Annotated in this window: 14 protein-coding genes; 8 read left to right on the top strand and 6 right to left on the bottom strand. The window is 74.1% G+C overall.

Annotated features, from left to right (window positions below; genetic code table 11):
* Positions 1–125: 125 nt before the first annotated feature.
* The 3 genes from ACFCY7_RS33700 to ACFCY7_RS33690 are packed head-to-tail and all read left to right on the top strand — an operon-like array spanning position 126 to position 3,292.
* On the top strand, positions 126–1,241 hold the full coding sequence (locus ACFCY7_RS33700) for a glycosyltransferase family 4 protein (RefSeq protein WP_376489875.1): 1,116 nt from the start codon (positions 126–128) through the stop codon (positions 1,239–1,241).
* A complete protein-coding gene (locus tag ACFCY7_RS33695) occupies positions 1,223–2,137 on the top strand; it encodes a PIG-L deacetylase family protein (protein ID WP_376489874.1) in 915 nt (304 codons plus the stop codon). The genes ACFCY7_RS33700 and ACFCY7_RS33695 overlap by 19 nt, the downstream gene beginning before the upstream one ends.
* Before the next feature lie 60 nt (positions 2,138–2,197).
* Positions 2,198–3,292, top strand: a complete 1,095-nt coding sequence (locus ACFCY7_RS33690; protein WP_376489873.1) for a glycosyltransferase family 4 protein — start codon at positions 2,198–2,200, stop codon at positions 3,290–3,292.
* On the opposite strand, the gene ACFCY7_RS33685 is transcribed toward ACFCY7_RS33690, so the two are convergent.
* From ACFCY7_RS33685 to ACFCY7_RS33665, 5 genes are all read right to left on the bottom strand, one after another.
* The gene (locus ACFCY7_RS33685) at positions 3,271–4,065 is read right to left on the bottom strand and encodes a class I SAM-dependent methyltransferase (protein ID WP_376489872.1); all 795 of its coding nucleotides are present in this window, start codon (positions 4,063–4,065) and stop codon (positions 3,271–3,273) included. The two genes, ACFCY7_RS33690 and ACFCY7_RS33685, sit on opposite strands and share 22 nt — an antisense overlap.
* Complete coding sequence (locus ACFCY7_RS33680) at positions 4,065–8,576, bottom strand: aminotransferase class I/II-fold pyridoxal phosphate-dependent enzyme (protein ID WP_376489871.1); 4,512 nt, start codon at positions 8,574–8,576, stop codon at positions 4,065–4,067. The genes ACFCY7_RS33685 and ACFCY7_RS33680 overlap by 1 nt, the downstream gene beginning before the upstream one ends.
* A 136-nt stretch (positions 8,577–8,712) precedes the next feature.
* Positions 8,713–9,747, bottom strand: a complete 1,035-nt coding sequence (locus ACFCY7_RS33675; RefSeq protein WP_376489870.1) for a LacI family DNA-binding transcriptional regulator — start codon at positions 9,745–9,747, stop codon at positions 8,713–8,715.
* 93 nt (positions 9,748–9,840) lie between these two features.
* Positions 9,841–10,170, bottom strand: coding sequence for a putative quinol monooxygenase (locus tag ACFCY7_RS33670; RefSeq protein ID WP_376489869.1), 330 nt, complete (start codon positions 10,168–10,170; stop codon positions 9,841–9,843).
* Between the two features lie 45 nt (positions 10,171–10,215).
* Positions 10,216–10,980: an IclR family transcriptional regulator gene (locus ACFCY7_RS33665; protein ID WP_376489868.1), complete on the bottom strand. Its 765-nt coding sequence runs from the start codon at positions 10,978–10,980 to the stop codon at positions 10,216–10,218.
* 290 nt (positions 10,981–11,270) lie between these two features.
* Between ACFCY7_RS33665 and ACFCY7_RS33660 the strand changes: the two genes are divergently transcribed.
* From ACFCY7_RS33660 to ACFCY7_RS33645, 4 genes are all read left to right on the top strand, one after another.
* On the top strand, positions 11,271–13,022 hold the full coding sequence (locus ACFCY7_RS33660; RefSeq protein ID WP_376489867.1) for a VanW family protein: 1,752 nt from the start codon (positions 11,271–11,273) through the stop codon (positions 13,020–13,022).
* A 171-nt stretch (positions 13,023–13,193) separates the two neighbouring features.
* Positions 13,194–14,225: a serine hydrolase domain-containing protein gene (locus ACFCY7_RS33655; RefSeq protein WP_376489866.1), complete on the top strand. Its 1,032-nt coding sequence runs from the start codon at positions 13,194–13,196 to the stop codon at positions 14,223–14,225.
* Between the two features lie 117 nt (positions 14,226–14,342).
* Positions 14,343–14,999 (top strand): GNAT family N-acetyltransferase, encoded by a 657-nt coding sequence (locus tag ACFCY7_RS33650; protein ID WP_376489865.1) that lies wholly within the window; start codon positions 14,343–14,345, stop codon positions 14,997–14,999.
* A gap of 191 nt (positions 15,000–15,190) precedes the next feature.
* Entirely contained in the window at positions 15,191–15,688 is a 498-nt protein-coding gene (locus ACFCY7_RS33645) for a helix-turn-helix domain-containing protein (protein ID WP_376489864.1), read from the top strand.
* 76 nt (positions 15,689–15,764) lie between these two features.
* Here ACFCY7_RS33645 and ACFCY7_RS33640 read toward each other — a convergent pair whose 3' ends face one another.
* Positions 15,765–18,917 (bottom strand): BTAD domain-containing putative transcriptional regulator, encoded by a 3,153-nt coding sequence (locus tag ACFCY7_RS33640; RefSeq protein ID WP_376489863.1) that lies wholly within the window; start codon positions 18,915–18,917, stop codon positions 15,765–15,767.
* A gap of 201 nt (positions 18,918–19,118) precedes the next feature.
* On the opposite strand from ACFCY7_RS33640, the gene ACFCY7_RS33635 reads away from it, so the two are divergent.
* On the top strand, positions 19,119–20,564 hold the full coding sequence (locus ACFCY7_RS33635) for a glyceraldehyde-3-phosphate dehydrogenase (protein WP_376489862.1): 1,446 nt from the start codon (positions 19,119–19,121) through the stop codon (positions 20,562–20,564).
* Positions 20,565–20,619: the final 55 nt, after the last annotated feature.

Below are 20,619 nucleotides of genomic sequence, written 5' to 3'. Positions count from 1 at the left end.
ATCCCCCTTTGGGGTTTTTTGTGGGGGCCTGTTTTTTTTGAAAACCCCCCCGCCCGGGGGGGGGGGGGGGCGGGCCCCCCCCCCCGGCCCCGCACCACACGGGGCGTCGGCACGTGGTGGTGTCGGTGTACGACGGTCCCGGCCACCGGGGTGGCGGAGCCCTGGTGGCCGGCAAGGTGGCCCGGCGGCTGGCCGAGGACTTCCGGGTGACGGTCGTGTCGGCGGGCCGGCACGGCGGCGCGGCGGAGCGCGACGGCATCCGGTACGTGCGGCTGCCGGTCTGCCGGGCGGGTCCGCGCGCCGGACGGCTGCTGTTCCTCGCGCTGCTGCCGTTCGTGGCCCGCCGCCTCCGCCACGACCTGTGGCTGGAGAACTTCACTCCCCCGTACGCCACGAGCTTCCTGCCGCTGACCACGGCCGCCCCCGTCGTCGGCATCGACCAGGGCCGCGGCACGGGGGCGCCGCGGTGGCACCACGCCCCGTTCCTCCTCGTGGAGCGGCTCGGACTGCGCTGCTACCGGCACATCGTGGTGACGAACACGGCGGACGGCGCGGCGGTCCGGCGGCTCAGTCCCCGGGCCGAGGTGCAGGTGATCACCGACCGCCGTGAGCAGGGGGACCTCGACGACGTCGTGCCGGGGGCCGGATGCTTCGTGCTGTTCCTCGGACGGATCGACGGCCGGCCGGCCGGCCTCGACCTGCTGCTGGACGCGTACGACCGGTCGCGGCCCCCGCTCGACCTGCTGCTCGCGGGGAGCGGCACCCCGGTGGAGGAGCGGCGGCTCGCCGCCCTCGTCGCCGCCCGCTCCCCCGCCGCGCGGTCCCGGATCCACCGGGTGGAGCCCGCCGACGAGGAACGCAGGCGCCGGCTCCTGCGCGACTGCGCCTTCCTGGTCCTGCCGTCCCGCCACGAGACCTTCGGCCTCGTGGCCCTCGAGGGCATGGCGTACGGCAAGCCCGTGCTCCACTTCGACCTGCCCGCCCTGCGCTGGCTGCGCGACGGCGGGGGCGTGGCCGTGGCGCCGTTCGACGTGGCGGCGTTCGGGGAGCGGATGGCCGAGCTGGCCGGCGACGCGGCGCTCCGCGGGCGGCTCGGGCGGCGTTCGGCGCTCGCGGAGCGGCACTACACGTGGGACGAGACGACGGGCCGCTACCTGGCCCTGGCCCACCGGCTCCTGGACACACCCGCCTTCCCCCGGCGGCCGAGGACGAGGAGCGCGTCATGGCAGACGACCCGCTGACGGGCTTCGTCCGGACCCTCCTCGGCTCCCGGGTCCCCGTGCTCGTCCTCTCGCCGCACCTGGACGACGCCGCGCTGTCCTGCGGGGCGCTGCTCGGCTGGGCGGGCCGGCGGGCCCCGGTGACGGTCGCCACGCTGTTCACGGAGGCCGGGCCGCCGCCGTACACCCTGGCCGCCCGGCATTACCTGAAACGGACCCACGCCGACGACGCCGCCGCGCTGTTCGCCGAGCGGCGCGCGGAGGACCTGCGGGTGCTCGGGGCGCTCGGCGTCGCACCGCTCCACGTCGGCCTGGTCGACGGGCTGTTCCGGCGGCTGCCGCGGACCCGCGCGGGCACGCAGCGGCCGGCGCGGCTGCTGCCCGAGCTGGACCACGTGTATCCGACGAACCGGCTGCACCTGTTGCGGGGCAGGGTCTCGGCGCACGACGCGGAGACCCTGCGCACGGTCGAGGAGACCGTCGACGCGCTGCTGCCCGGCTCGTCCGGCGGTCTGGTACTCGCTCCGCTGGCGGTGGGCGGTCACGCGGACCACGTCCTGGTCCGCACGGCCGCCGAGCGGAGCGGACGCCGGATCGTGTACTACAGCGACTTCCCGTACGACCAGCGGGCGGCGGGCGACGCGCGGTTCACGGACCGGCACCGGCTGGTGCCCCGCGTGTGGGAGCGGGACCTCGACCGGAAGGCGGAGCTGATCCGCGGCTACCGGACGCAGGCCGACGCCCTCTTCCCCGACGGCCGCATCCCGCGCGCGCCCGAGGTGTACCTGCTGCCCGAGGCCGACACCGGTGCCTGGACGGGTACCGAGGCCGGTGCCGGCACCCGCACCGTGGCACCGCGCCGGGTGCGCGGCCGTGTGCCCGCCCGTGGGGCCCCGACCGCCGGACGTGTGCCATGACCCGCCGTCACCCGGCGTCCCGCTCCGCGGCCCCGGCGACCGCACCGCCGGAGGTGCGTGATGCCCGGCGCTGAGCGGCGTCCCCGGGTGCTCCTCCTGACCGGCGGCCCGCTGGACGGGGCCGAGGGCTGTGACGTGCGGCTCGCCACGTCCGTCCTCGGGGCGCTGCCGGACATGGACTTCTTCTGGTTCACCCAGTGGCCGCACCCCCTACGGGACACGCCGCGGGGCGGACGCCCCGTCAGGATCCTCTCCCTCGGCGGGATGCCGCACCTCCCCGAGCGCGTCCAGGCGACGCTCGCCGGCGCGGTGTTCGCCCGCCGGGTCGACCTGGTGCACGCCTTCCTGTCCGTCGGCCGCGGCCTCCCCGTGTTCTCGTGGCTGCGCCCGCTGCTGCTCGACGGGCGGCCGGTGGTGCACACCGTCCCCGGTGTGCGGGACACCCGCCTCCTGGCGCGCGTACGGCCGCTGGGGACGACGGTCGCCCTGTCCGAGTCGATGGGGCGGCGGCTGCGGGCCGCCGACTTCGGTGACGTGCGCGTCGTGCCGCCCATGGTGGACCTGGACGAGTGGCCGTACCTGCCGCGGCCCGGGGGTTTCCCCACGGTCCTGTTCACGGGCCACCACGATCCGCACGGCGGGGCGGAGGTGTCGATCGACGCGGCGGCGGAGGCCCGGCGGGCGGGCAGCGAGTTCCGCCTGGTGCTCGCGATGCGCGGCCGGCCGGGGCAGGATCCCGAGGCGCTGAACGAGGCCCTGCGGGAGCGGGCGGGGGCGGCGGGCCTCGTCGACGTGGAGGTGCGGGGCTACGTCGAGGACATGCACGAGCTCCTCGCGTCCGTCCAGGTGCTGCTGTTCCCGCCGGTCGCCCGCGGCAGCCGGGCGGACATCCCGGCCACGGTGCTCCAGGCCCTGGCCACGGGCCGGCCGGCCATCCTCAGCGACCTGCCCCAGTTCGCCGACTTCGGGTCCGCCGTGCTCCGGGCGCCGGCCGGCGACGCGCGCCGCACGGGCCAGCAGCTGGCGTGGCTGCTGGACCGGACGCGCTCCTGGGACATGCTGGCCGACCGGGGCCGGTCGCTGGTCGAGGACCACTTCGGCCCGGAGCGGTTCGCCGCCCGGTACCGCTCCCTCTACCGGGAGTTGCTGTCCTGAGCCGGTGCTCCGGGCCGTACCGCGGTGAGGAGCAGGACACCGGTGTCCCCGTACTCGGGCAGGGTGCGGTCCTTCGCGAGCCGGACGATCCGCAGGCCGGTGGTGCGCGGCGCGAACACGCCGCGCAGGGCGGCCTCGTCGACGGGGCAGGCGGGCCAGACCGGTCCCGTGCCGATGCGGTAGCTCGGCATGCGTTCCATGAAGGAGGCGAGGAGCCGGCCGCCGGGGCGGACCGCCCGGACGAACGCGGTGCAGAGTGCGGTGAACTCGCCGAAGTCCTCGGTGACGCTCTCGGCGACGAAGTTCATCGACGCGAGGTCGTAGCGGCCCGGGGTCAGGTCGGCGGCGGTACCGGGCAGCACCCGTACCCGGGAGAGCGCCTCGGCGCTGCTCTCCGGGAGGGCCGGGTCGAGGGCGCGGCACAGCGCGTAGAAGGGCCGCCAGCTGGCGTCGGCGCCGTGGACGAGCTGGTGGCGGAGGTAGCGGACGTTTGCGGCGCTGGGTTCCAGGGCGTCGACGCGGCGGCTCGCGGCGCCCGCCAGCATCAGCGGGTAGAGGTTGGGGCCCGCGCCGAGTTCCAGGGTGCGGGCCAGGCCCGCGGGGGCGTAGCGCCGGTAGACGGCGGAATGGTGGTGGATGACCCCGATGTCGCAGGGGTGGAGCCTGCGGTAGTTCTCGGCGAGGTAGTCGGCGACGGGCCAGGCGTTCCAGTCGGCGTCCCCGTTGCGACGCGCTCTCGTCTCCGCCGGCGGTCGCCGTTCGATCCGGTCCATCACTTCTCCGGCGGCCGGCCGGCCGCGACGGGTCCGGTGGCGGGGGTCTGGAGGGGGAAGCGGCCGGCGAGCTCGGTGAGGGCCGCGCACAGCTCGCCGATCTCCTCGTCGGTGTTGGCGGCGGTGACCTGGATGCGGAAGCCGACCCGGTCGCGCGGGACGAGCGGGTAGGAGGCGAGGGTCACGTAGATGCCGTGCTCCCAGAGGAACACGGCGACGGCGTCGAGGTCGCCGGCGTCGGCGAGCGGGATCTCGATGATGGGCAGTCCGTCGGTGTTGGGGGTGGCGATCCCGAGGCCGCGGACGTGGTCGAGGACGCGGGCCGTCTTGCGGTGGAGGTCGGCCCGGATCTCGTCCCCGCGTTCCTCGTTGACGTCGAGTCCGGCGAGGGCGGTGGCGAGCGAGGCGGTCGGCGAGGGCCCTGAGTAGAGGTAAGGGGCCGCCGCCACCTTGAGGTGGTCCTTCAGCCACTTCGGTACGGCGAGGAACGCGAGCAGCGAGGAGAACGCCTTGGAGAAGCCGCCGACCAGGACGAGGTCGTCGTACGTCTCGCCGAGGTGGCGGACGATGCTGTTGCCGCGCGAGCCGTACGGGCTGGTCTCGTCGGGGGTCCGCTCCCCGATGACGCCGAAGCCGTGGGCGTCGTCGACGTAGAGCAGGGCGCCGTTCTCCCGGCAGATCCGGGCCAGCGCGGACAGGTCGGGGAAGTTGCCGGTCATGCTGTTGACGCCGTCCATGCAGACGAGCCGGGCGGCGTCGGCGGGCGCGCCGCGCAGCAGGGCGTCCAGGTCCTCGGGCCGTTCGGAGCGGAAGCGGTGGATCTCGGCGCCCTGGCCGCGGGCGGCGACACAGCCGTCGTAGACCGTGCGGTGGGCCTGTGCCTCGACGAAGACCTGGCCGGTGCCGGCGAGCAGCGGGATGACCGACTGGTGGATGAGGGTGATGGTCGGCAGCAGGAGGGTGTCGGAGGCGCCGAGGAGTTCGGTGAGCCGCTCCTCGATCCGGGGGTAGAGCCGGGGGCTGCCGATGAGCCGGGACCAGCTGGGGTGGGTGCCCCACCGTCTGACCTCCGGTTCGATCGCGTCGATGACGGTGGGGTCGAGGTCGAGGCCGAGGTAGTTGCAGGAGGCGAAGTCCACGAGCCACTCGTCGCCGACCCGGATGCGCCGGCCGTCGACCTCGTCGATGACGGCGTCGCACATGCGGCTGGTCCGCTGGAGGTGTTCCAGGTCCCGCCAGCGGGACGGGCGCGGGGGCCGTCCGGTCCCGGCGGCCTTCCCGGAGGGGGCGGTGCGTCCGGTGATCCGGGCGGCCGGGCCGGGGAGGGCGCGGGCGCCGAGCCGGACGACCGGGCGCGCGTCGGAGCGCGGGGCGCGGTGCAGATACGACTCGGCCTGGTGCGCGGTCATCGGGCGGGCGAAGAGGTAGCCCTGCCCGAACCGGCAGCCCATCTCGGCGAGGAGGGCCCGCTGCTCCTCGTGTTCGATGCCCTCGGCGACGACCTGGAGGCCGAGGACGTCGGCGATGCGCACGATGCCCTCGACGAGCGCCACCTGCTGCGGGTCGGTGGTGATGTCGTCGATGAACGACTTGTCGACCTTCAGGACGTCGATGGGGAACTCGCGGAGGTAGCTGAGCGAGGAGAACCCGGTGCCGAAGTCGTCGATGGCGATGGAGACGCCCATCTCCTTGAGGGCGGCCATGGTCGTACGGATCTGGGCGTCCTGCCGCATGAGGACGGTCTCGGTGAGTTCGAGGACGAGCGAGCCGGGCGCGAGCCCGGACGAGTGGAGGGTGCGCCGCACCTCGTCGAGGAACCCCGGGTCGCGGAACTGGCGGGCGGAGACGTTGACGTTGGCGTAGAGCGGCGCCGGTCGGGGGTGGGCGCGCTGCCAGCGGGCGATGTCGAGCGCCGCGTGTTCGAGGACCCAGGCGCCCAGCGGCATGATGTGGCCGCTCTCCTCGGCCAGGGTGATGAACTGGTCGGGCGGCACCATGCCGCGCCGGGCGTGCGGCCAGCGGATGAGTGCTTCGAGGCCGGCCGGGGTGCCGTCGTCGACCTCGACGATCGGCTGGTAGCGCAGGGCGAAGGCGTGGTCGGCGATGGCGGTGTCCATCCCGGCCTGGAGTTCGTGCCGGGCGACGAGCCGGGAGTGCAGTTCGGGGTGGAAGAGCCGCCAGCGCTTCTTGCCGGCCGCCTTCGCCGCGTACAGGGCGAGGTCGGCGTGACCGAGCAGTTCCTCGGCGTGGGCGCTGTCGAGGACGGTGGCGATGCCGACGCTCGTGGAGACGGAGACGGCCCCGTCGGTGAGGTGGAAGGGCTGGCTCAGGGTGTGCACGATCTCGGCCGCGAGGGCCTCGGCGTCGCGGGGTTCGCGGGCGCCCTCGATGAGGACGGCGAACTCGTCGCCGCCGAGCCGGGCCGCGGTGTCGGTCAGCCGCAGGACGGCGGTGAGGCGGCGGGCGACGGCGACGAGGAGTTCGTCGCCGACGGAGTGCCCCATGGTGTCGTTGACGACCTTGAAGTCGTCGAGGTCGACGAAGAGCATGCAGGTGAGGGTGGACTCGCGGCGGCCGCGGAGCAGGGCGCGCTCGATGCGTTCGAGGAGCAGGACCCGGTTGGGGAGTCCGGTGAGCGAGTCGTGGAACGCCCGGTGGGTGAGCTCCCGTTCGAGTTTCCGCTGCTCGGTGACGTCCCGCAGGGTGAGGACGAGTCCGTGCACGGTGCGCTCGTTGCGCAGGTTGCTGCACCGGACCTCGACCTCCAGGTCGGAGGCTTCGCCGTGGAGGAGTTTCCAGTCGTCGCGGGCGTCGACGGTGTCGCGGGTGCGGGCGTCGGCGAGGACGCGCAGGGCGCTTGCGACGTTGGTGGGGGCGAGCAGGTCGGTGAGCGGGGTGCCCGGCAGGAGGGAGTGGCCGAACATGGACTCGGCGGAGGGGCTGGCGTACCGGACGGTGTCGTCGTCGTCGACGATGAGGATGACGTCCGAGGTGTTGTGCACGAGGGTGCGGAAGTACGCCTCGCTGGTGCGGCGGTTGACCTCCTCGCTGAGTCCGAAGCGTTCCAGGGCCAGGGCGGCCTGGGAGGCGAGGGACTGGGCGGAGGCCGCGATCTCGGCGAGCTTCTTCTCCGGTCCGGCGAGCAGCAGCACGCCGAGCAGCGGTTCGCGTCCGGCCGGGGTCTCCAACTCCAGGGGGCAGAGCAGGGCGTGCGTCTCGGGCGCCACCTCGGCGGCGACGGCGGGGTCGAGGCGGGTCACGGGCAGGAGCCGGGTGCCGTCGGAGAACAGGTCGGGCCAGGCCGTGCCGGGCTGCCGGGTGAGCTCCTCGGTGCGGCAGCTCCAGGGGTGGCTGGCGGTGGCGACGGCGTCGAGGCCGCCCTTGCCGTCCCGGGTGAAGAGCAGGACCCGGTGGTCGGCGCCCGGGCCGAACAGCGTCGCGGACGCCGTCTCCACGGCGCCGGCGACCTCACGGGGACTCAGGGCGACGACGAGCGAAGCGGCGGCGTTCCTGAGGCTGCGTTCGCGCGCCTCGGCCCTGTCGTGGTCGTTCATCATGCCCCAGAGCCGGGTGAGGACCAGCAGGAACATGAACGCCGAGAAGATCGCGATGACGGCGATGTCCTGGTCCCGGTCGTGGCGCAGCGACTGGAGGAGGAGCAAGGCGGGGGCTACGAGGGAGGCACCGGCGAGCAGCGCGAGCCGCCGCTCGGCCATGCGCGGCGCCGGTTCCGGGGCGCGTTCGGTGAGCCCGGTCATCGAGGGGTGGAGGGCGGCGAGGCCCCAGGCGGTGAAGAAGACGACCCAGCCCAGGTCCCAGGCGGTGCCGACCTGCCAGGTGCCCTTGAGCTGGAGGGTGCCGTAGATGACGTCGGAGGCGAGGATGCCGCAGGTGCCCAGGGTGAGCAGCTGCACGGACCGGGATCTGAAGCCGCCCGGGACGAGCAGCCGGGCCAGCATCGCGAGCATCAGCACGTCACCGAGCGGATAGGCGATGGAGATCGCCTTCTCCGTCCAGCTCATGTCCTCGCTCCTGGCGAGCGGGGTGATGAGGTTGACCCAGGAGAGCAGCGCGAGGCCCGACGTGAGGATCAGCGCGTCGAGGACCACGCCCAGGTCGCGTCCGACGGCCCGGTAGCGGATGAAGCCGAACAGGCCGACGGCGAACAGCGGGTAGGTGACCAGGTACAGCGCGTCGGCGATGGACGGGAAGGGTCTGACCTGGCCGAAGAACGCCTCCAGGGCGTTGTAGGCGGTGTCGCCGCCCACGAACGCGAGGTTGGCGCCTGCCAGTACGAGCCAGGGCCAGCGGCGGGCCGGCCGGTGGATGCGGACCCCGACGAGGATGGCGGCGACGCCGCTGAGGCCGATGAGGGCCCACAGGGTCGTGTGCCGTTGGGGGAACTCCAGGTAGGCAACGGTGAGGAGCGTCACGACCAGCACGTACAGCAGGGTCCATCTGCGCAGCGACCCGGTCATGGTGGGCGGCCGGTCGAGCTGACCCAGCGGCATCGTCGACCGCCCCCTTGTCGGGTCGGACGCGTCGGGAGCGCCCTGGTCGCGGATACGGACCCCGTACGGTGTCCATTCTCCGGGCCACGGGGGGCGCCTGCATCTCGGCGCGGGGGCGGCACCGCCGCGACTCCTCCTACGAGGAGGCGCGGACCACGAGTTCGGTGGGGAGCATCCGGCGGGGCTGGTCGTCGGGGGCGCTGGGGTCGGCGATCTCCTGGAGGAGTACGCGGGCCATGGCGCGGCCCATCTCTTCGATGGGCTGCCGGACGCTGGTCAACGGCGGGTCCATGTGCCGGGCGACGGCGGAGTCGTCGACGCCGACGAGGGCGACGTCCTCGGGGACGCGGCGGCCGGCCTCGCGCAGGACGGCCCGCGCGCCGGCGGCCATCACGTCGGAGGCGGCGAAGACGGCGTCCAGGTCCGGCCTGCGGTCCAGGAGTTGCCGCATGGCGCGGCGGCCGCCCTCCTCGGTGAAGTCGCCGGTGGCGACGAGGCCCGCGTCGGGGCCGAGCCCGGCCTCGGCCAGGCCCTCGTGGTAGCCGTCGAGGCGGCAGCGGGCCACGTACATGTCGAGCGGTCCGGTGATGGTGGCGATGGCGCGTCGGCCGCGGGCGGCGAGGTGGTCGACGGCGGTCCGGCCGGCGCCGGTGTTGTCGGAGTCGACGAAGGCGACGCGCTCGTCCTCGGTGCGGCGGCCGTTGAGCACGGCGGGCAGGCCGAGGGCCCTCACCTGGTCGGGCAGCGGGTCGGCGGCGTGCACGGAGACGAGGAGGACGCCGTCGACGCGCTGCGCGGCGAGGTACTGCTCGAAGCGTTGCCGCTCCTGTTCGCTGCGGATCAGGGTGAGCAGCAACTGTTTGTCGGCGTCGGCGAGTTCGCCGCTGACCCCGCGGATGATGTCGAGGAAGTACGGCTCCGCGAACAGTCGGGCCTCGGTCTCGGGGATGACGAGGGCGACGGCGTCGGTCCGGCTGCCGGCGAGTGCGCGGGCGGCCCTGTTGGGGACGTAGCCGAGTTCGGCGACGGCCCGCTCGACGGCTTCCTTGGCCTGTTCGCTCACCTTCGGCGAGCCGTTGATGACCCGGGAGACCGTGCCGCGGCCGACTCCTGCCCTGGCCGCGACCTCCTCCAGGGTGGGCCTGCCGGTCTGCCGTCCGCTCGCCGCCATGTGCCGCTTCTCCCCTCGGGCCGCCGCCCCGCCTGCGTGTGCACGCGAACCTATCAGGCGGGACGGCGCGGGCCCGGGCGGCCGGGGGCCGGCTCAGGCGCCGGTCGGGGCCAGCTCGGCCATGGCGCCCCAGCCCTGCTGCGGCACCTCGACGTTGATGATCTCGGGAGTGGTGGCGATGGCTCCGGCCATGGTGGCGAGGCCGGCCGCGAAGTGCGCGGAGGCGACGTGCGCGGCGCCCGCCTCGGCGTCGGCGAAGGCCTCCAGGAGGACGTAGACGTTCGGGTCGTCGACGCTGCGGGACCAGTCGAAGAAGAGGTTGCCGGGCTCCTCGCGCGTGGCGCGCGTGAAGTCGGCGACCAGGTCGAGCCAGCGGTCGGCGTGGTCGGGGCGGGCGGTGAAACGCACGGCGATGAAGATCATGCGTCCACTGTGCGGGAGCCCGCCGGGCTCGGCGGCCCGAACGGGTCAGTATTCCGGCAGGGCCGGAAAGCCCGGCACGGCCCGTACGAGTGCGGCCCTGAGGTCGGCCTGCCGGCGCCCGAAGTCGGCCGTGGGCAGCGACACCGACAGGGCGTGCACGATCCCGTCGCCGCGCTCCGGCAGCGCCACGGCGAGACAGGTGTACGACGGGTCCGCCTCGCCCACCGACACGGCGAAGCCCTGGTCGCGCACCCGGGCGGCCTCGGCCTCGAACCGTTCGGCGCTGGTGATCGTCCGCTCGGTGAAGCGGGCCATGCCGTGCTCCGCCAGATAGCGGCGGCGCAGCGGGCGCGGCAGCGCGGCCAGCAGCGCCTTGCCGTGGGCGGTGGCGTGCGCGCGGTCCTCGGGACCCGGCACGAAGGGATGGCTCACGTCGGTGACGGGCGCGGTCGTGTCGACGACCGTGATCCGGCCGTCGCGGTAGGCCGTGTGGTACGCCTCGGCTCCGGTGGCGCGCCGCAGCCGCCCCAGCAGCTCGCCGGTCCCCGCGCCGAGCCCGTGGTGCCGCTGGTGGGAGCGGTGGAGGGCCGGGACGCGCGGCCCCGGCGCGTACCCCTCGGCGGTCCGCACGAGGTAGCCCCGCGCCAGCAGCGGCCCGGCGAGGTGGTAGACGGTCGACAGCGCGCAGCCGAGGCGCCGCGCCAACGCCTTCGCCGCCACGGGCCGGTCCGCGTCGGCGACCGCGTCGAGGACGGCGAGGGCCCGGTCGACCGACTGGGGCCCCTGGCTGGCACTCGGTGTGACGGACATCGCCCCAGCTTAGGCGCTGCCGATCGGGCCGCGGCGGGCTCTTCGGCAACGGTGGGGTCGGGTGTCGCCGCGGGCCCGTCGACGCCGGTCGGATGCCATCGCGGGCTCGTCGGACCAGGTCAGGCGCCTCCACGGCCCTTCGGCGATGGCTCGGCGGCGATCGGCGACGTTCTGTGCGCGCGTCGAACCGCTCCGTATCGCCGCAGGTCAGAGGGTTCTTATGTGCATAAAACACCCTTTCGGCGTACCGTCGTGGGGATCCCCCTTTTCTCGACGCCACGGGAGAGCGTGTGCCCCGCTCCAGGACCGACCATGTCCCGACGCCCCGCCAGGGGCGCAGCCCCCGCCTCCGTACGGCGGCGATCGCGACGGGCGTGGTCGCCGTCGCCGCGGGCGGCCTGTACGTGGCTGGGCTCGTCGCCACCGGGGACGACATATCCGCCGGCACCCGCGTCGGCGGCATCGACATCGGTGGGATGAGCCGCGCGGAGGCGCGGGCCAGGCTCGCGGACCAGGCGCCGGCCTCGTGGACCGCGCCGATACCCGTCAAGGTCGGCGACAGCGCGTCCACGGTCGCGCCCGCCGCCGCGGGGCTGACCGTGGACGTGGCGAAGACCGCCGACCTGGCCGCCGACCCGGCCCGGGACCCGATCACCGTGATCGGCCGGCTGTTCTCCTCCGGCGAGCGGGACGTGCGTCCCGTCCTCGCGTACGACGAGGGCAAGGCGAAGGCCGCCGTGGCCGAGCTCGCGAAGAAGAACGACCGGGAGGTCCGCGAGGGATCGGTCGGCTTCCGCGACGGCAAGGCCGTCGCGACCACGCCGGTGACGGGGCAGAAGATCGACACCGGCCGTGCCGTGGAGACCCTGCGCGCGGCCTACCCCTCCGCGACGGGCGCCTCCGCGGTGAACCTGCCGGTCTCCCTGACCGAGCCGAAGCTGCCCGCCGCCGAGGTGTCCCGCTTCCTCGACGCGTACGCGAAGCCCGCCGTGTCCGGTCCGGTGACGCTCACCGCGGGGAGCGAGCGGCTCCGCATCTCCCCCGCCACGCTCGGCGACCACCTCACCGTGCGGAACGAGGGCGGCCGGCTCACCGCCGACCTCGACCCGGAGGCACTGCTGCGCGACCCCGACGTGGCGCGGCCACTCGCCGCCCTGACGGGCGCTCCGGTGGAGGCGTCCCTCGGGGTGCGGGACGGCAGGGTCGTCGTCGAGTCGGAGGGCCGGCCGGGCCACGAGGTGACCGCGAAGGCCCTCGGCGACGCCGTGCGCCCGCTGCTCGCCAAGAGCGGCACGGCGGCCCGTACGGCTCCGGTGGCCACGACGGTCACCCAGCCCGAGCTGACCGCGGATTCGCTGGCCCGCCTCGGCATCACCGAGCAGATGTCGACGTTCACCGTGAACTTCCCCACGGCTCCGTACCGGACGACGAACATCGGCCGGGCGGCCGAACTCATCAACGGTTCGCTCGTGCAGCCCGGCGAGGTGTGGAGCTTCAACAGGACCGTCGGCGAGCGCACCCCGGACAACGGCTTCGTCGACGGCACGATGATCCTCGACGGCCAGTACCGGTCGGCCCCCGGCGGCGGTGTGTCGGCCATGGCCACCACCGTCTACAACGCCATGTTCTTCGCCGGGGTGAAGCCCGTCGAACACGGCGCCCACTCCTTCTACATCGAGCGCTACCCGGCCGGCCGCGAGGCCACCGTCGCCTGGGGCAGCCTGGACCTGAAGTTCCGCAACGACACGGGCAAGCCGATCTACATCAAGGCGAGCGCCACGGACTCCTCGGTCACCGTGAGCTTCCTCGGGACGAAGAAGTACGACTCCGTGGAGGCGGTCGCCGGACCGCGCACCAACCTCACGCAGCCCACGAAGGTCGAGGGCACCGGCAAGGCCTGCGTGCCGCAGCCGCCCCTCGAAGGGTTCGACATCTCGGTGGACCGCGTCTTCAAGAACGGCGGCACCGAGGTGAAGCGGGAGACGTACAAGACGCACTACACCCCGCGCGACGAGGTCACCTGCAAGGTGACCGAGGGCTGACCGCCCGGGGACGCCGACGGAACACCCCGGTGACGCCCGGACGGGGCCGTCGGCCGCCCGGGACGCGCACCTCCGGAAGGGTGTCTTCCCGCACCGCCGGGGCATCACTTCGGAGCGGCCCGTCAGCCCCTTCCGACGGACCCGCCCCGTGCGACCCGTCGGAGGCAGGCCTTGGCACAGCGCAGCGACCCCTTCGAACGGCTCCTCGGCGACGCCGTGCGCGCGGGCGTCACGCCCGGCGCGGCCTGGGCGGTGGGCGACGCCCTGACCACCCTGTCGTACGGGGCGGCCGGGCTGCTCGACCCGGCGCACCCGGGTGAACCGATGCGTGCCGACACCCTCTTCGACGTGGCGAGCCTCACCAAGATCCTCGCGGTGTGGGCCGTCACCGGCACACTCGTCGACGCCGGGAAGCTGGACCTGGCCGCCCCGCTCGGCTCGTACTGGCCCGAGGCCGCCGGGCGTCCCCCGGCCGGGGTGACGGCGCACGACCTGCTCACCCACACCGCGGGCCTGCCGCTGCGCGCCAACCTCCGCCACCTGTACGGCTCCGACCCGCAGGACGTGCGGGACGGCGTCCTCGCCGAACCGCTGCGGCACCGTCCGGGCGAGGCCGTCGCCTACACCGACCGGGCCGCGCTGATCCTCGGCTACCTCGCCGAGCACCTCACCCGGCAGCCGCTCCCCCGGCTCGCCGGGGAGCGGATCTGGGACCCGCTCGCCATGTCGGAAACCCGGTTCGGGCCGCTGGACGCGGCGGCACGGGAGCGGTGCGCGCCCACCGAGTACGACGAGGAGAGCGGCACCCGGCTGAAGGGCACCGTCCACGACTTCTCGGCCCGGCTCCTCGGCGGTGCCTGCGGGATCGCGGGGGTCTTCACCACCACCGCCGACGTCGGCCGGTTCCTGCGCCACCTGCTGGCCCCGGTGCCCGGCGTGTTCTCCGCCGACTGGACGGCCGCCTCGCTGCGCGTCCGCACGGGCCCGCTCGTCCCGCCGCGCGGGCTCTTCTGGCATCCGGCGCCGGGCACGGAACCCGAGGACGACGTCTGGGCGCACTTCGGCTTCACGGGCACGGCCCTGTGGGTGTCGCCGGCCCGGGGCCGCTGGGCCGTGCTGCTCACCAACCGGCTCTACCTCACCCGCGACCCCGGCCCGCTGGCCCGGGTCCGGGACGTCTTCCGGGGCCTCGCCTTCCCCTGACCGCCCCCTCCCCCGCTCCCCCCGGGGGAATTCAGGTGCTCGCGCGCACGCCGCTCTGCCACGCTGCACCCGACTGGCCGATTTTCGACGGGCTCGACGCGTACGGAGCGCACATCGATGGGATTCACCTTGGAAGGACCGGTTCTGGAGGGCGCGTTCGTGCGCCTGGAGCCGCTGGGGCACCACCACGCCGCGGGACTGGCGGACGCCGCGGAGGAGGAGCGCGACTCGTACGGCTTCACCTGGGTGCCGCGCCGGGAGGAGATCGGGGCGTACATCGACACGCAGTCGGGCCGCGCCGCCGACGGCAGGCTCGCCCCGTACGTCCAGGTGGACGTGGCGACCGGCCGGGTCGTCGGCGCCACCTCGTTCTGGGAGCCGCGCCCGTGGCCGGACGGGGAGGGGCTCTGCGCGATCGAGGTCGGCTTCACCTGGCTCGCGGCCTCCGCCCAGGGCACCGGTGTCAACGCCGAGGCCAAGTACCTGTTGTTCCGGCACGCCTTCGAGACGTGGGGGGTGGCCCGGGTGGACCTCAAGACCGATGCCCGCAACGCCCGCTCGCGCGCCGCCATCGAGAGCGTCGGCGCGACCTTCGAGGGCGTCCTGCGGAACTCGGCCCGCTCGTGGGCCCCGGGCGAGGACGGCCGGCTGCGCGACTCCGCCGTCTTCTCGATCATCGCGGAGGAGTGGCCCGAGCGTCGTGCCGCCCTGGAGCGGCGCCTGGCGGGCATCCGGGAACGCCGGGCGGCGGCCGCCGTCCCCGACCCGGCCTGACGGCCCGGGACACCTCTCGGGACGGTCCGCGCGGGACCCCCCGACGGGTGCGGCCCCGAGCACCGTCCCGGGGTGTCCCACGCGCTCCGGGACGGCTGTTGGAGGCTTGTTGACGATCCGTTGGTCCCCGGTTGGACCCCGGTTCGAGAATCGTCGGTGCCGAGAACGACGCGCAACCGGAGGAGCAGGTCATGAAGGCGGAGAGCGGCACGCGGTGCGCGGCCGACGAGCGGAACCCGTGGGACCGGCTGACCGGGGAGATGCGGCGGATCAAGGAGAGCTCCGAGCTCAGTTACGCGGGTCTGGCCCAGCGCACGCACTACAGCCGCTCCTCGTGGGAACGGTTCCTCAACCAGAAGCAGCTGCCGACCCGCCTGGTGGTCGAGCAGTTCGCCCACGCCGCCGGACACGACCCCGGCCCGCTGCTCGAACAGCTCGACCGCTGCCTCCGTGACTCCGGTCCGCACCCGAGTCCCGGAGGGCACCCCGGCCCCGCCGCCCCCGGCCACGCGCCGTCCCCCGGGGCGCCGGCGCCCGCCCGCCTCGCCCCCGCCGACCTCCGCGCCCTCGCCCTGGTGTCGGCCGCCGGGATGGTCCTCGGCGGCGTCCTCACGCTCGCGGTGGCCCGCGCCGCCACGAACGGCGCGGGGCTGCGGGGCGGCTTCCAGGGCCTGTCCGTCGGGCTCTGATGCCGGGAGGTGCCTGGGTCCGGTCCGGAAAGTCCCGCCTGGCTCTACTTCCCGGACAGGACCTGGGTCCTGTCGATCAGGCCGGGCTCGCCGGGCCCCGGCGGCGGCCGCCCGACGTCCCGGACGTGCAGGGCGTGTCGGGTACGGCGGGCGCGGGGCGGGCGCCCGGTTGCGCGTGGGCCATCTCGGGGAGGGCGGACAGGCCCGCGAGGCACTCCTCGATCCTTCGGGTCAGATGGTGCTTGCGGGCGAGCTCCAGACAGGTTTCCCAGGTGTCGCGGGCGGCGGCCCACTCGCCGAAGTGGTGGTGGGCCCGCGCGGTGAAGACGAGGCAGTCGGCCGTGCCGCCGTGGTCGTTCATCCGGTGCCGGATGCCGAGCGCCTCGGTGAGGGCCGCGAACGCCTCGTCGCGGCGCCCGAGGACGCGGAGCACGTCCGCGTGGTTCGTCAGGGCGGTGGCCAGGAACACCCAATGGCCGGTGCCCCTCAGCAGCTCGATGACCCGCCGGTAGTCCGCGGCCGCCAGGTCGACCTCGCCGCGCAGTTTGCGGACGTCGGCGATCCGGCTGAGCAGCAGCGCCTCCCCCCGGGTGTTCCCGGTGGCGTGGTAGAGGTCACGGGAGAGCTCGGCGTGCACGAGTGCCTGCTCGGCGTCCTCGATCTGGATGTACAGCGAGGCGATGTTGCCGAGGATGGACGCCTGGGCGTCCCGGTCGCCGCGCGCCGTGAAGAGCTCCAGGGCGATGCGGAGGTGCTCCAGGCAGGCGTCGTTGCGGAACGCCATGCCGTGGGCGACGGCCATCCGCCGGTGCAGCCACGCCTGGCCGAGCGTGTCGTCGTGGGCGCGGGCGATGTCCATCGCCTGGGCGAGGCAGGCGTCCCACTCCTTGGTCCACCAGTGCGTACTGGCGTAGCCGAACAGCCCCACGGCGAGCCGCCAGGCCATGTCGGAGCGGCCGGCCTCCCCGGCGTGGTCGAGGGCGTCCCGGATGGCCGGGAGTTCCCTCGCGGCCCAGCGGATCGCCTCGTCGTCGTCGGCGAACACGGGCAGCGACAGGGGCGTTCCGGCCTCGCCGTCGAGCGGCGGCGGGGACTGCGTCTCCCTGGTGGCCGTGCGGGTCGCCGCCGCGAGGGCCGCGACGTACCAGGCGATCAGCCGCAGGACGGCCGCGGCGCGCTCCTCCTCCGGGTCCTCCTCGTCGCCGCGCTGGGACGCGTACTCGCCGAGGAGGTCGTGGAGCACGTACCGGTCGGGCTCCGGGTTGAGGACGAGATGGGCGTCGGCCAGGACGTCGAGGACCGCGGCGGCCCGGGCCTCGGTGAGGTCCAGCAGGGCCGCGGCGGACTGCGGCGTGACGGGGTGCGCCGACCACACCCGGCCCAGGATCCGGAAGGCGCGGGCGGCCTCGCGCTCCAGCGGGCGGTGGCTGTCGCGCATGGCCACGTAGCTCATGGCGAAGGTCCGCTGGACGTCGAACGTGCCCATGGAGAGGGTCTCCAGGCGGCCCTGGTGGGGCGTCAGCCTGCGGGCCAGGAGCGCGAGGGGCCAGTGGGGCCGGGAGGCGAGCCGGCCGCCGACGATGTGCAGGGCGAGCGGCAGGCCTCCGCAGGCGGCCATGATGTCGGCCAGCGCCTCGGGCTCGCTGCGCACCCGGTCGGCGCCGGCCAGTTTGGCGAGCAGCGCGTGCTGGTCGGCCGGGGACAGCGGGGACAGCGGCACGCTGACGGAGTCCGGCAGGTCGGCGAGCAGCTGCCGGCTGGTGATCAGCACCGCGCTCGGTCCGCCGGCCGGGAGGAGCGGTGCCACGTGGGCGGCGTCGCGCGCGTTGTCGAGGACCAGGAGCACGCGCCGCTCGGCGAGCGCCGTCCGGAACAGCAGCGCCCGGTCGTCGGTGTCGTCGGGCAGCGCCTCGTGGTGCACGCCCAGGTCGGACAGGAAGCGGGCGAGCAGCTCGTGGGCCGAGCGCGCGCCGTGGCCGCAGTACCCCCGCAGGTCCGCGTAGAGCGCGCCGTCCGGGAACTCCTCGCGGAGCCGGTACGCCACGTGGACGGCGAGGGCGGTCTTGCCGACGCCGCCCATGCCGGAGATCACGACGGGTCTGACGTACGCGGGCCGGGCCGCGGGTCTCTGCCGGTGCGGGGTTCCCTGGCGGGGCGCGGGGACCGCGGTCGGTATGCGGCTCCCCGGCCCTTCTCCGGTCGCGGTCGCTCCACCGCCCGGAGTCACCCCACCGGCCGCGGGCGATCCACCCCCCAGGGGCGCGTCGCCGGTCGCGGTCGGTCCACCGCTCGGGGACGCCTCGCCGGTCGCGGACGCCGTGCCGTACCCGGGCGTCGCGTGGCGCCCGGACTGCTCGCCGCTCGCGGACGGCTCGCGGTCCGTCGTCTCGGCCACGCCGAGGAGGGACCGGACCAAGGCCACCTCGACCTCCCGGCCGGTGAACGCGCCGCCCTCGCAGGGAAGTTGGAAGGGAGGTCGGGCCGGGTCGGCGGCCGGCTGCGGGGTCGGGCGGGGTTCGGGGCGGGGCGTCGGCTCGCCCGCCAGGAGCTCCCGGTGGGCCTGCTGGACGGCGGCGCCGGGTTCCGTGCCGAGCTCGTCGACCAGGCTCCGGCGCAGCCGCTGGAACGTGGAGAAGGCCTCGGCCTGGCGGCCGGACCGGTGGAGGGCCTGTATGAGCAGCCCGTGGAACTCCTCGCGCAGGGGGTGCTCGGCGGCGAGGGTGGTGAGCGGGCCGACGGCCTCGTGGTGCAGACCGAGGCGGAGTTCGGCGTCGAAGTTCCACTCCAGGGCCTGGAGGCGCGCCTCGGCGAGCCGGTGGATCCGGAGGGCGGGCGCCTCGGCGTCGGAGAAGGGGGCGAGGTCGGCCAGGGGTGTGCCGCGCCACAGCGGCAGGGCGAGCGCGGTCTGGCGCCGCACCTCCTCCCAGTCCTCGCGCCGGTGCGCGTCGTGCACGGCCCTGACCCGCTCCTCGAAGACGTCGGCGTCCAGCTCGCCGTCGTGGACGAGCAGCCGGTAGCCGGGCGCCACGGTCTGCAGGCGTTCCTCGGCGCCGCCGTCGGCGGCGGACAGGACCCTGCGGAGCCGGGTGAGGTGGTTGGCGAGGGCGGCGTCGGCGCTGGCGGGTACGGCCTCGCCCCAGAGGGCCTCCTTGAGGGCGTCCCGGGACACCGTGCGGTTGGCCTGGAGCAGCAGGGCCGCGAGCAGGACGCGGACCTTCGGGCCACTCACCGGTCGCGGCTCCGTCCCGTCGTGGACGACGAGCGATCCCAGCACCCCGAACTTCACGACCACCGTGCCCCCGCATCAGTAGGCGAGCCGCCTGCGTGCGGCGGATCCCGACGCCTCCCATCGTACGGTTCGGCACCCCTTGATTGATCAAACCGGCTGGGGGTTACCATATGAGCGCCGCCTAGCTCGAAAGATAATCTTGTGACTGTCAATGACGACTCGTTCACCAGTTGGAAGAACCGCGAGGAGATCGCGGAGTCGATGATCCCGATCATCGGGAAGCTGCACCGGGAGCAGGACGTCACCGTCCTGGTCCACAGCCGCTCCCTGGTGAACAAGTCGGTGGTCAGCATCCTCAAGACCCACCGCTTCGCCCGGCAGATCGACGGCGAGGAGCTCTCGGTCACCGAGACGCTGCCCTTCCTCCAGACGCTCACGACCCTCGACCTGGGCCCGTGCCAGATCGACATCGGTGTGCTGGCCGCGGACTACAAGACCGACGACCGCGGACTCTCCGTGGCCGAGTTCACCGCCGAGGCCGTCGCCGGCGCCACCGGCGAGAACAAGATCGAGCGCCGTGACGGACGCGACGTCGTCCTCTACGGCTTCGGCCGCATCGGCCGCCTCGTCGCCCGCCTCCTCATCGAGAAGGCCGGCTCCGGCAACGGTCTGCGCCTGCGCGCGATCGTCGTCCGCGGCGGTGGCGACCAGGACCTGGTGAAGCGCGCCTCGCTGCTGCGCCGCGACTCCATCCACGGCCAGTTCCAGGGCACGATCACGGTCGACGAGGCGAGCAGCACCATCGTCGCCAACGGCAACACCATCAAGGTGATCTACGCCAACGACCCCTCCGAGGTCGACTACACGGCGTACGGCATCGACAACGCGATCCTCATCGACAACACCGGCAAGTGGCGGGACCGCGAGGGCCTCTCCAAGCACCTGCGCCCCGGCATCGACAAGGTCGTCCTCACCGCGCCCGGCAAGGGCGACGTGCCGAACATCGTGCACGGTGTGAACCACGACACGATCAAGCCGGACGAGCAGGTCATCTCCTGCGCTTCCTGCACCACCAACGCGATCGTCCCGCCGCTGAAGGCCATGGACGACGAGTACGGCGTGCTGCGCGGCCACGTGGAGACGGTCCACTCGTTCACGAACGACCAGAACCTCCTGGACAACTACCACAAGGCCGACCGCCGCGGCCGTTCCGCGCCGCTCAACATGGTGATCACCGAGACCGGTGCCGCCTCGGCCGTCGCGAAGGCCCTGCCGGACCTGAAGGCCCCGATCACCGGCAGCTCGATCCGCGTCCCCGTCCCGGACGTCTCGATCGCGATCCTGAGCCTGCGCCTGGGCCGCGAGACCACCCGCGAAGAGGTCCTGGAGTACCTCCGCGACGTCTCGCTGCACTCGCCGCTGAAGCGCCAGATCGACTTCACCACGGCCCCCGACGCCGTCTCGATGGACTTCGTCGGCTCGCGCCACGCGTCCATCGTCGACGCCGGCGCGACCAAGGTCGACGGCGACAACGCGATCCTCTACCTCTGGTACGACAACGAGTTCGGCTACTCGTGCCAGGTCATCCGGGTCGTCCAGCACGTCTCCGGCGTGGAGTACCCGACCTTCCCGGTCCCGGCGGTCTGATCCCCCGCACCACGGCACCACAGCACGGCGGCGCGCCGCACCTCCCGTCCGGGGG

It is taken from the genome of Streptomyces sp. NPDC056361, from assembly GCF_042262805.1.
In the GTDB taxonomy this organism is placed as follows: Bacteria; Actinomycetota; Actinomycetes; order Streptomycetales; family Streptomycetaceae; genus Streptomyces.
The sequence above is the reverse complement of the archived record's forward strand: the minus strand, read 5'-3'. Positions and strand labels throughout refer to the sequence as shown.

Excerpts from the sequence above, each read along its gene's own strand:
- ACFCY7_RS33645 (WP_376489864.1), top strand. The coding sequence starts at position 15,191 with ATGAAGGCGGAGAGCGGCACGCGGTGCGCGGCCGACGAGCGGAACCCG.
- ACFCY7_RS33650 (WP_376489865.1), top strand. The coding sequence starts at position 14,343 with ATGGGATTCACCTTGGAAGGACCGGTTCTGGAGGGCGCGTTCGTGCGC.
- ACFCY7_RS33670 (WP_376489869.1), bottom strand. The coding sequence starts at position 10,170 with ATGATCTTCATCGCCGTGCGTTTCACCGCCCGCCCCGACCACGCCGAC.
- ACFCY7_RS33685 (WP_376489872.1), bottom strand. The coding sequence starts at position 4,065 with ATGGACCGGATCGAACGGCGACCGCCGGCGGAGACGAGAGCGCGTCGC.
- ACFCY7_RS33665 (WP_376489868.1), bottom strand. The coding sequence starts at position 10,980 with ATGTCCGTCACACCGAGTGCCAGCCAGGGGCCCCAGTCGGTCGACCGG.
- ACFCY7_RS33690 (WP_376489873.1), top strand. The coding sequence starts at position 2,198 with ATGCCCGGCGCTGAGCGGCGTCCCCGGGTGCTCCTCCTGACCGGCGGC.
- ACFCY7_RS33680 (WP_376489871.1), bottom strand. The coding sequence starts at position 8,576 with ATGCCGCTGGGTCAGCTCGACCGGCCGCCCACCATGACCGGGTCGCTG.
- ACFCY7_RS33695 (WP_376489874.1), top strand. The coding sequence starts at position 1,223 with ATGGCAGACGACCCGCTGACGGGCTTCGTCCGGACCCTCCTCGGCTCC.
- ACFCY7_RS33675 (WP_376489870.1), bottom strand. The coding sequence starts at position 9,747 with ATGGCGGCGAGCGGACGGCAGACCGGCAGGCCCACCCTGGAGGAGGTC.